Origin of the sequence: Pseudoalteromonas sp. OOF1S-7 (genome assembly GCF_022347765.1) — a bacterium.
Taxonomy (GTDB): Bacteria; Pseudomonadota; Gammaproteobacteria; order Enterobacterales; family Alteromonadaceae; genus Pseudoalteromonas.
In genome coordinates this window covers 131,838-144,575 of the sequence record NZ_JAKRFZ010000003.1, presented here as the reverse complement: position 1 = coordinate 144,575, position 12,738 = coordinate 131,838, and the positions used below count along the sequence as shown (strand labels likewise).

The 12,738-nt window shown below is 47.8% G+C and carries 2 protein-coding genes; both read right to left on the bottom strand.

Annotation, left to right across the window (positions count from 1 at the left end):
- Positions 1–53: 53 nt before the first annotated feature.
- Positions 54–1,058 carry a TauD/TfdA family dioxygenase gene (locus MHN33_RS05715; RefSeq protein WP_239397027.1) on the bottom strand — a complete coding sequence of 335 codons (1,005 nt, stop codon included), beginning with the start codon at positions 1,056–1,058 and terminating at the stop codon, positions 54–56.
- A gap of 14 nt (positions 1,059–1,072) precedes the next feature.
- The gene (locus MHN33_RS05710; RefSeq protein ID WP_239397025.1) at positions 1,073–12,628 is read right to left on the bottom strand and encodes a non-ribosomal peptide synthetase; all 11,556 of its coding nucleotides are present in this window, start codon (positions 12,626–12,628) and stop codon (positions 1,073–1,075) included.
- Between the last annotated feature and the right edge of the window lie 110 nt (positions 12,629–12,738).

The window sequence follows — 12,738 nt, the reverse complement described above, 5'->3', positions numbered from 1 at the left end:
CATTTTCCGTGCTTTACACACTTACTGGGCTGACAGTCCAAACATGTTCCGGGTTATAAAGTCATCCCCGTTAGAATGGTTCGCTCACCGGTAAACGGCTGTCTGCCATGGGCGACACGCAAGTTATCCACCACCAGTAAGTCGCCCTTTTGCCACGGAAATGCTTTTAAGCATTGTTCATAGGTCTGATTAATGGTGTCCAGTACGTCAACTTCCAGTGGACTACCATCACCATAATAAGCATTGCGAGGCAGCGCCTCTTCGCCAAAGGCACTGATCAGTTCTTCCGCTATGTCTTGAGGGATAGACGAATAATGAAACAGATGGGCTTGATTAAACCAAATATTTAACTTCGAAACGGGGTGGATTTTTGCTGCCGGCAACGTTTGTTCAGTGCGCAACATCTCCCCATTCCAGGTAAAGTTGATCCCCATCGCTGAGCAGATCTGTGCCACTTTGTCCTTGTCCTGAGTCTGAAAGACTTCATGCCAATGTAAATCAAAGCCCATCCCCATATTACGTACATATTTGACACCAAAGCGTTGAAACTTCTCTCTGACTTGCTCAGGCAATAACTCAAATATGCGATTGCTGTCTGCCAATGTTGTAGAGCCTCCGGTCTCAGGGGCCTGCTGACAACCAAAAATCACTTTATTGGGATAAACCGCCGAATAGGCATTTTCATTATGCAACGGGATCCATTCGGACGCAGGATAGTTTGTGGAGGTATAGACTCTGCCTTTTAACTCCGAACGAGGCGTCGAACGGTACTCGTAACTGAGCTTTTCCCCCACCTCGCAAATGAAATCATCAAAATCCGGGATACCATCAAAAGCGGTCCCCCTGATCAGCACTGCACCTTTTTCATTTAATCTGGTATTGATCAACGCTTTGTTTTGCGCAAGCCAGGATGCGGCATTTGGTTTGCTCTTTGAGACATCGATCAACCAGCCAAATTCATCTGCACCGAATAAATGAGATTCAGTGAAAGGTGTCTGCGGCACAATGAGCTTTTTTGTTCTTTTTTGTTCTTTAAGTTTGGGCATATCGAGTGACACAATGACTCTCCTTATCAACGATTTTTTCGTTTTACAAATTGTTTAAGTGTTGAAGCACCACGTGCTACGAGTTGCTCTTGTTCAACTGCTGCACGCTGTTTTTTACTTTGTGCTAAGCGCATTAAAATGTCGTTTATCTTTCGCGTCGGGTTTTCATGTAGCAGTTTAAAAATAAGGTCGAAATCCTGCTTGATTGATTCAATTGTGGTGGACCTGAACAAGCCGGCGTTAAATTTGAACACTAACTCCAGTCGGTCAGACAATTCCGTCACCACCAGCATCAGTTCGTATTTCGACACATCATCATCTTTCAGATTAAGGTGCATCGACGCATCCGGCAGCTCATATGTCGACTCCATTCCATTAAGGTAGTTGAACCAGATCTGATAGCCGGTTTCTTGCTCACCCTGCTGCTCCTTTACTTCTCTAAACAGGCTGCCAAAAGGCACATGTTTGTGCTTAAAGGCGTCGTACATATCTTGCTTGAACTGTTGTGCAAGCTCAGAGAAACAAGCAGACAAATCAATTTTATGCGTAAAAGCAGTAACGTTGAGCATGGGCCCTATTATGCGATTGAACAGTTCGTCATCCCTCATATCCAGGGGTGAAAATATCAGGAAATCATCTGTTACTTTGTATTGATTAAGTACCAGAGAAAACAGAATGTTCAGGGTCATATAGTGGGTAATCGCACAACTTTCTGATATCGATTTTACTGCCGCTATATCCAACGTTAATGGCGCTAACGCCTGACCGCTAAAGCGCGAGTGCTCATCGACTTTATTGTCATAAGGCAACGCCAAGGGTGCTGGGAGCGGGTTGAGCTTGTCACGCCAGAATTCACTGTCCTGTTGAATCAGTGAGGATTGTGCTTCGCTACGTAAATAGCGAGCGTAATCACTCAGCTGGAACTGCATCTCAGTCAGGTTGGCAGCCCGGTTTTCCACTTCGGCACTATAAAGCTCGATAAACTCCTGAATAAACACATTTAAAGACTGATAATCGGCAATGATGTGATGCACCACCAGAACCATCTTATAGTGCCCGGACACAGACTCTACAAACTGCAGTCGAAATTGCCCTGGCTGCGCTAAATCGAAAGCTTGCTTAACGAAATCACGCTTCCAGCTTTCAAAATCGGCTACTGATATCCACGCGTGGGAAAATTCTGGCTGAAAATCTCGCGCTACACTTTGCAGCAACTGACCGTCAGAATACGCAAAACGTGTGCGAAAGTTTTCATGTCGTTGTACAACTTGTTGCAAAGCAGAGTTCGCCGCACTTTTGTTCAGCGTCCCGGAAAAATCAATTTCGATACTTAAATTATTCACTGACTCGGCATGCTGATAATGGTGCAGATACCAAAACTCTTCTTGTAAATAAGTCAGAGGGGCAGGTTCATCAACCGCACCGCGACTGAATGCCTGTAGCTGGCTCTGACTGTGAGTCTGAGTCTGGCTTTCCAAATGGCGACAGAAGTCTGCCAGCACCGAATGTTTAAAAATATCCGCTACAGCAATATTCAACCCAAAGCGTGCTTTGATTTGGCGAATAATTTCAATCGACATAAGTGAGTGTCCACCCAGACGGAAGAAACAGTCATGTCTGCTGACATGGGGGATGTTGAACAGTGATTGCCAAATTGCCGCCACGTCTTCTTCAACTTTGCCTATTGGTTGCTGATTTTGCTCTGCCACAATTTCTTTGGCAAATGGATCGGGTAATTGCTTGCGCAGCAACTTACCGTTGCTGGATAATGGCATCTTATCCAGCTGCATATAAACGCCAGGTACCATATATCTCGGCAATACTGAGCCTAAGTATTCCCGTAATTCATCGGATTTATCATCCTTCATGGCTTCACTAAACGTGTAGTAGGCCACCAGCACTTTGCCTCGATGTGCGTCGTTATGGGCAACCACAACCGCCTGTTCGATATAGTCTCTGGAACTGATATTGGCTTCGATTTCAGCCAGCTCTATTCTGAAGCCATTCACTTTGACCTGATCGTCCAGGCGCCCTAAGTGCTCCAGGCCGGTGGCCCGGTTAAACCTTACAAGGTCGCCCGTTTTATACATACGTTCGCCGTTTTGCGCAAACCGGTCCGTTAAAAACCGTTCCGCGGTCAATTCTGGTTGATTGTGGTAACCTTTTGCTAACCCTGCACCAGCAATATACAGCTCGCCTGGGACCCCCTCTGGCACTGGGTTCAGTGCATCATCCAGAATATAGACTCGTTTACCCGCGATGACCTCCCCTATGGAGACGGGCTCGTCATCTCCTTTCGGAATGAGCTTAAAGGTGGTAAATACCGTATCTTCCGCTGGACCGTACAGATTGTAGACATACTTGATATTGGTTTTATAAGCATCTTGCGCGACTTTTTTGGTCACGGCTTCTCCGGAAAATGCCACGCACTCCACAGAATCCGGGATCATACCTTTACTCAGCAGTGTCGCAAAAACGGACGGTACGGCAGAGAGCAACACTATCTCATCATTGAGCTGTGTATCATCGAAGATATCATCCAGCAATACCAAGGTGCCGCCCCAGCTTAGCGGATGGAATATTTCAAATACCGAAAAATCAAAGCAAATAGAGGCCGATGCAGACACCCCGGTTCTTTGATGTTCCGTAAATACCTCTTTGCACCAATGCATTAACAAAGAAACACTGCTATGGGCCACAGCGACGCCTTTAGGCTTACCCGTAGAACCGGACGTGTAAATCACATAGGCAAGGCTGTCTGTAGTCTGAGCAACAGGTGCAGGCAGATTATCCACGGGGTAGCGCGACACTTCTGATTGCAGCTCAGCGAACACCTGATATTGGACTGTGCTGTCAGCTGTAATATTACGTGTTGGCTGCTCACCCAAAACCAAAACAGGCTCGGCATCTGCTATCATAGTTTGTAACCGCGATTCTGGGTATTGCGGGTCCAGTGCTAAGTAGGTAGCGCCGACTTTTAAAACGGCATAAATAGCCACTATCATGTCTATGCCACGCGGCAAGCAAATGCCGATAATGTGGTTGGGCGCGACTCCCTGCTCTCGCAAATAGTGCCCCAGCTGATTCGCTCTGGCGTTGAGCTGCTCATAGCTAATCTGTTCGCCTTTGAATTTAATTGCTGTACGCTCTGGGTACTGTGCCGCCTGAGTCTCAAAAAAGTGATGGATACAACTGGGGTGTGGGTAGCGCGCCGGCGACACGTGTTGCGCAACTAATCGCTGCTGCTCCGCCGTCGACATCAGCGCCAGATTACTCATCTTATCTGACGGCGCCTCTGCGACAGTTTGCTCGCATAAATTGTTAAGTAAGTATTCCATGTGCGCGTTTATACGCGCGATAGTCTCTTCTTTGAATACCGTCACATCGTACAACCAATCAAGATGCAGTCCGGCTTCTGTTTCACTGGCCAGAAACTCCAGATCAAATTTAGCCTGTGCATCCTGAATATCGAACGGCTCAAAGGCCATACCCGGCAATTGCAGCTCAACATTTTCATTCGTATTCATGTTGAACTGAATTTGGTACAGCGGGGTGAATTGATTACTGCGGTGCACACCACTTAACTGCACCAGCTTTTCAAACGGCACATGTTGATTGGCATGCGCCTCAAGGATCACCTGTTTGGCATGTGCCAGATAATCACTGATATTGGCAAAGTCGGTATCGACACGAATAACCAGAGTATTAATGAAATATCCCATAATAGACTCAAGTTCTGTTTTCGTGCGGTTTGCCACAGGCATGCCAATGACGACGTCGTGATTATTACTGTTTTTGCTGATCACCAGGCTCAGCATTGCATGCAGTAGCATATGCAGGGTCATATCGTGCTTTTTTGCCACCTGCAACAACTTGTCACGCACCTCGTTATTCACAAGACCTCGTACAAATTTGCCTTGATAGCTTTTTATTGTGGGTCTTTCGTAATCCAAAGGAATACTATGCAGTGAAGACACCCCCTGAAATTGTTCCTGCCAGTATTTTTCCTGCTTCTCCACTTCATCCTTTTGTAGCAACTCATGCTGCCAGTGAGCGTAGTCAATGTACTGAACATCTAATTCTGGCACGTCCGGTTTGGTGTGATGATAAATGGCGTTGTAATGAGCCATAAACTCCTTCAGCAACACGCCTTGTGACCACCCATCCGACGCGATATGGTGAATGTTATACAGGATAACCCCTCTGGGATTGTTGTTCGCATCCGGAGCAACACGGATGTACAGCACTCTTATCATCAAGTCAGAAGACAAATCAAAAGGCCGGTACTTTTCTTGTTCTGCTAATTGGCGAGCGTGTTCAATGCTGTCTTCGCGATCAGAGAAATCATATACATCAATATTGAACTCAAATTCAGCATCCAGAATTTGAACGATTTCGGGAGTCTCAGCAATGCGGGTGCGCAACACTTCCTGACGCTGTATCACGGCACGCATTGCTTGATTAGCGATATCGAGATCGAGCGGCCCCGTTGCCATAAATGCGCCAGGCATATTGTAGCCCCAGCTTCCGTCATTTAATCGATCGATAAACCACAAGCGCTTTTGTCCGGAAGAAGCCGGATATTGCGTTTGATTTCTGGGGATCTTTGCCATGCTTTGACTGGTCTGCTGTTCGGCTCCGGTCATCAGCTCTGCCAGTTCGCGAATTGTCGGTGCATTGAACACGACGTTGATAGGCAGTTCTTTGTTGAGTGTTTTACGAATATGAGATACCAGCCGCACGCCCAATAGCGAATGGCCGCCCAGGTCAAAGAAACTATCTGTTGCCCCGATCTTATCCTGCTCGACTTTCAGCAAGACCGACCAGATACTGGCAAGCTGGGTTTCAACACCCGGAGCAGGTGGCACATATTCAGATTGAGAATACTGGTAATCGCTCGCGAGTAACGCTTTACGGTCAACTTTACCATTTGCTGTCAATGGCCACTGTGAGACTTGGCAAAAAATGGCCGGGACCATGTAGTCCGGCAAGCTTTGTTGCAGCGTCGTTTTGATCTCGCCCACCTGAGGAGCAGACAACGGCCCCGCACTGTCTTGCTCATAAAAAGCGATGAGTTTTTTGTCCTGCGGATCGGATTCATCAAGCAAGATCAGGCTGTCTTTTATGCCATCAATTGCCGACATCTGTAATGCAATCTCGTCAGGCTCGATGCGATAGCCACGAAGTTTTATTTGTTCATCTGTGCGACCCAGGAACTCAAAGTTGCCATCCGCCAACTCCCTTACCCGGTCGCCGGTTTTATAAAATGTCTGGTATTGAGAAAATGAAAATGGATTATCAATAAAGGCCAAAGCTGTTTTTTCAGGATCATTGAGATAGCCTCGCCCCACGCCATTACCGGCAATGTATAACTCCCCTTCCATGCCCTTGTTTAACAAACGCTGCTGCTCATCCAGTACAAAAAAGTCAATGCCTTCAATAGGCTTACCTATAGGTACTCGTTCCTCGGTCAGCTCCGCATTTGAACAGTCGAAAGTACTACACCCGACCACAGTTTCAGTCGGACCATATTCGTTGATCAGGGTTGCAGCGGGCAACCAGTGTTGTATACGTTGTACTGTACTTCGGTAAAGGGCCTCTCCGCCAATGACCATTAGATGCGGTGTCGCTACCGGCTGTGAGAGTTTGGCTGAGATCATTTCCAGATGGGCTGGTGTCAGCTTAAACAAACTCGCCTGATCACTACTGAGAGAGGCAACTAAGCCGTCAATAAGTTGCTCTTTATCAAGCAGTTTAACAGTTAACCCGTTGCACAGAGGAGCCAGTAAGCTGGTGATCGTTGCATCAAAATAGAGACCCGAGCTTACCACAGATAGCGTCACATTTTTCCGTAGATAGTGATGGGTGGCATGTCTGAGGTAGTGCATCAGGTTGCTGTGCTGAATCTCCACCCCTTTGGGTTTCCCGGTAGAGCCAGAAGTATAAAGCACATAACAACGCGCGTCAGGATCACTAATACTCAACAGGCTTTCAGCCAATGCATCTTGTTTAGCCAGTAGCGCGCGCCCCTCAGCATCGGTTAAAGACAGGGTTTCACGCAAGCAGGCCTGCGCTTTTGCGGATGCAGTATCGTCGGTACAAATCAATCGGGCGCCACTGTCACGGACAATATACTCAATGCGTTTTTGTGGCGCATCAGGATCGACAGGCACAAAACTCGCCCCAGACTTGGCAATTCCCAGAGTCGCCACCAGCAGTTCCGGACAATTGTTCATTACAATGGCGATGTTGTCACCCGGTCCAAATCCCTGAGCACAGAGGTAGTTAGCCACCTGATTTGATTGATGCTCCAGTTCTGCATAGGTCAGCTGTTTGTACTGAGAATACACAGCAATGGTATCCGGAAACTGTTGCGCTGCTTCTGTTACACAGTGCTGCCAGCACTGCACAGTTTGCTGCCCAGACGGCACGTCGGAAATAGATTGCACAGGCAGCAGAGCTGGAGAAGTGGATTTACCTTCAACATTGATATCACTCAAAATTTGCGTTCCTTTAGTCGTAATTTGATTTAACACCGACAAAAACAAATCTTGCCATTGTGATATTGTGGCACTTGCGTAAAGCTGCGCCGAGTAGTCCAGTTTTACGGTCAGGACGTCATCCGATTCATATAAATTAAATACCGTGTTGTACCTTGAGATCCCCTGCTCCACGGAGTGAGGGATAATTTCCATGTCTTGCAACTTTGCATTATTGGTCACTTTATTGTGAAAACTGAACATGGATTGGAATAGCGGGTGATGATCCGTCACGCGGTTGGTTTTCAAGGCTTCAACCAGCAAGCTAAATGGTAATTGCTGATGTTCTATCGCCTGAATTAACGACGCTTTTATGTCGTTCAGAAACGCTGATACGGGGGTTTCCTCGTTAAACCGGGTACGCAATGCCACCAGATTCATGAATAAGCCAATCGTATTTGACACTTCTTTTTGTGGTCGATTCGCAACCGGGACCCCCAGAACGGCTTCAGATTGCCCGGTGACTTTATGTACAACCAATGCCCATGCAGCATAGGTCAGGGTAAATAAATTCACCTCATGCTTTTGACAGAATGCTAAACAAGCATCAAAAAGGGCGCCCTCAATCGTGAACTCCTGCGTTTTACCCGACAAATCCGCTTTGTTGCTGGCTGGAAAATCATAGGGCAATAACGTGGTGGCAGGTGCACCTTGCAAATAGGCCTGCCAATAATTCAGATCCGCAGCACCTGGCACATCGTTGACATTGCCGTACTGCTGTTTTTGCCACTCAGCATAGCGTGCATATGGCACTCCGAGCTGCACCGTTTCACGCGCATAGTTTTGACAGATTTGCTGATAGATCAACTCTAAAGACCAGTCATCTGCAACAATGTGATGCAAACAAATAACCAGAAAACTCTGCCTGTCTGATACTTTGAGTAGTGTACCGCGGATCAATGGCACCTGACTGAGATCGAACTTGTAACGCGCATATTGCGCCACAATTGCAGACAACCGCGTCTGATAAGTGCCCCCCGCCTCAACCTCAGTGACAGCAAGCGGAAATACGCCACTGTTGTGCACTTGCTGTACTATCTCACCATCACGTTCGGCAAAAGAGGTTCTTAGTGTGGCATTATCAGCCAGTAATTTGTCCAGTGCTGTTTGCAATTGCGCCACGTCGAGCGTGCCTTTTAGCTCAAACATACCAGTCATGGCGTAATCTGAGTATTCAGGCGCAGAAATGGTCTCAGCAAACCACATGTTTTGCTGAGCAAATGAGCATGCGTAGTCCTGCTGAGTTTCATCCAGTATTGGGAATTCAGACTCAGCATGCGTCTGACTGAGGGATTCAACGCCCAGTTCCGTCGTCAAATAATTGGCCAGTTCAAGGATGGATGGATATTGATAAATCACTTTTACCGGCAGGGCCGTTGTCAGACATTGCCTAAGCTCAGATATCAGGTTGACGGCCTTTAAGGAACTCCCCCCCAGTGCAAAAAAGCTGCTATCGGTACTGATCGAATCGCCTGGAAGCGCCAAAGCGGCGCTGTACAATGCAACCAAGCGCTTTTCTATCTCAGTTTCAGGCCTGCGTCTGCTATTGCCAGACTGTTCCGAGCACAATGCGGGTAGTGCTTTCAGATCGACTTTACCGTTGGGGGTAAGAGGAAATTCGTCAACCGCAACAAAATGCGATGGTACCATAAATTCGGGCAGCTTGGTTCGCAGGAACTGCCTGAAAGATGCACTTAAATTGCCGTCCTGTGGCTGTGCGTTGAGTGTCACCCAGGCAGCCAGCTGTTCAGTTTGTTCAGACACCCTCACCACGGCATCGGATACCAGGGGATGAGTGTTCAGTTTCGCGACAATCTCATCCAGCTCAATACGATGACCCGACACTTTCACTTGATTGTCGGCCCGGCCAATAAACTCCAGTTCACCGGCTGCCGTCCACCTTACCAGATCACCAGTCTTGTACATGATGTCGCCATGGGCCGGGTAATGTGCATGGAATGGATTGGGGATAAATCTGTCACCTGTGAGTTCAGGGCGATTAAAATACCCCTTTGAGACACCACTACCTGCAATATAAAGCTCGCCAACAACCCCTTCAGGCAGCAGTTGCAAATGCTCATCCAGGACATAAAACTGAGTATTAAGCAGCGGCCCGCCCAGCGTGACCCGGGCAGAATTAATCTCACTGATTGCAGACCAAATCGTCGTTTCGGTCGGCCCATACATGTTGCATATTTTGCCAATTGACAGCGCGGTGAGTTTAGTTGCTAGGTCGGCCGAACAGGCCTCACCACCAATTAACAAAAGATCCAGAGCGGACAAAGCCTCTCGGCCTCCGGCTTGTTGTAGTAAACTTTTGGCAAGAGATGGCGTACATTGCAGCTTATTGACGCCATGCTGGCGCATTAACTGATCCGGTGCTTGCGCATTATCAACACACTTTGCAAGCCAAATTTGCTGCCGACGAGTTTGCTCAAACCGCTGCACCAAAGCATCAGCCAACGCGCGTTGTTGCTGTTGCTCCTCGGCAGAAAGCCCTTCGTTAATGAATAGCTCAATATGGGCAACTCCGCGTTCAGAATAATCCAGTAAACGAGCATGGCAATACTCCACATCACCAATGATGGCATGCTGGTGCACATATTGGTGAATTGTATCCTGCGCTCCTTGTGAGGCATTATCGCTCAACGCCTCCACCAGATGATGCTCCAGGTGCGCCTTTACACGCTCCTCAGATCCTGCTGTTGTCACCACGCAGAGGTGCAGTTTCAGGGGCTGGTTGGCTACGTCGCCTGGCTTAGCAAGGTCAGAGAAAATCACATTTTTCAGGCCCGCCGCAGAGCATGACGTTGTTGCACATGCAGGTCGTAACTCAACTCGGGCAAGCTCATGACGATGTGTTACGGCTGGTTTCTCTGGTGCAATAACAATGGTTTCGCCTCGGCTCAGCGTCCAGAACAACTCCAGGACCGAAATATCAAAATTAATACTGGTTACATTTAACCAAACACCGGATGATTCACTGACACCAAAATGATTGTCCAGTGCATTGAAGAAATTGATAACGTTGCGATGCGTTACCATCACGCCTTTGGGCTGGCCGGTGGAGCCTGAAGTATGAATGAGATAAGCCAGGTTATGATTGTCCCGCTCCGGTGTGATGTTCAAATTGTCGGCAGACTGCTCAGCAATCGCTGCGAGCGTATTCGCGTCGTCCAGCACCGTCTGAATCAGCGCTTGCTGCGTATCCGCAGATAAGATCTCTTTGAGCTCTGCTTGAGTAATAATCCCCCTGAGTGCCGCATCATTTTGCATGTAATTGAGTCTGGCGACTGGATAAGCCGGATCCAAAGGCACATAAACAGCCCCGGCCTTCAACACAGCCAAAAGCGCAACGACCATATCAATTGAGCGCTCAAGGCAAACACCGACTCTGTCTGCAGGCTTTATGCCCTGTGCCAGTAAATGTCTGGCAAGCTGATTCGCCTGTCCGTTCAGCCGTGCAAAACTGACCGTGCTATCTCGAAATAGAAGCGCGGTTTTGTCTGCCTGAGATACCGCGACTGACTCCAGCCTGTCGGTGATCTGCTCCCTCTCTGATAAAGGTCCCGCCGTGTCATTCCGGGATTGTAAGATGCGCGCTTTGTTACTTTCTGTCATTAAGCTTACATCAGCCAGCTGCTGATGCTCATCGATGACAAACTGATTGAGCACATTGTTAAAATAAGAAAACCAAGTGCTGATGGTGCTGTCCGAAAAGAGATCGGTAGCAAAATTCAACCAGCCAACTATTTGATCGCCCTTTTCTTCCAAATTCAAAGATAAATCAAAGAGCTCCGAATTACTGGCAACCTCAGTCATGTCGATTGTCAGTCCCGGTAAAGCGGCCTGAGCAGTCGGCGCACTTTGCAACACAATCAAACTTTGGAAAACTGGACTATGACTCATGTTACGCGATGGCTGTAACGCTTCAACGACCCGCTCAAATGCCACATCCTGATGCCCAAAGCCATTAACAACATTGCTTTTAGTGTCTTGCAGATACTGCAAAATGGACGCCCCTGATGGAACGTTATTGCGTATTGCCAGTGTATTGGTGAATAACCCAATCATGTTTTCCAGTGCTTTGTTACCCCGTGCCGCTACCGGCACCCCCAGCACAACGTCTGACTGCCCACTTAACTTAGACAGAGTCGCGCTCCAGCCGGCAAACAAGAGCTGAAATAGCGTAAGATTGTGCTTTCTGGCGAGCTGTTTCAGACCATGCGTGAGACAAGGGTTTATTGCGACATTGATACGCTGACCGTTAAAAGATTGCTGCGCAGGTCTGGCAAAATCAGTCGGTAAACTGAGCAGCTCCGGCGCGCCTTCCAGGTGCTTACGCCAGTACTCAACCCCAGTCGATGCCTTGTCGTCACGGCCTTCCCAGCATGCGAAATCGGCATATTGCAGTTGTGGTGCCGGGTGTAAACTTGCCTCAGGATCAATCAATGATTGATAAATGGCTTGTATTTCCTGAAAGAGCACGCCCAGAGACCAACTGTCTGAAATAATGTGGTGCATAGTCAAATAGAACACATGTTTATTGCGCTCTAAAGCAATGAGTTTACCTCTGAGCAAAGGCCCGTGCTCGAGGTCAAAAGGTCGCAAGCTTTCTTCCGTTTCGCATTCAGTGAGCACCGCTTGTTGCTGAGCAACGGAATTTCCGCACAGATCGATCACCTCCAGAGGCATGTCGCAACGCGGTGCAATGATCTGACACACTGCCCCCTCTCTTTGCTGGAAGTGGGTTCTCAATATTTCATGGCGTTGTACTAAAACCTGAAATGTCTCGCACCATTTTTGAGTGTCCAGATCTCCATCGATATTCAACTTACCCGACATATTTTGCACAGCGCGATTTGATTCAATTTGCTCCAGCAACCACATTCGCTGCTGGGCAAGAGAGGCCGGAGCCGGAGTCAACGTGCTCCGCTTAGGAATTTCCGTGGCTGTTTTATTATTTGAAATGCCTTTTTTTTCAAGAATTGCTTTAAGCAGAGCCTTGCGATCCGCTGAAACAGAATTGTTTTGAAAATCCATGGATTTTACCTATTAAACTAACATTGTGTGCAAATACCACACACTCAATATGGTGGATAAATAGCCTTAATCTGATGTCAGGAAGCCTTCCTGCATGTGGACGCTATTTG

Excerpts from the sequence above, each read along its gene's own strand:
- MHN33_RS05710 (WP_239397025.1), bottom strand. The coding sequence starts at position 12,628 with ATGGATTTTCAAAACAATTCTGTTTCAGCGGATCGCAAGGCTCTGCTT.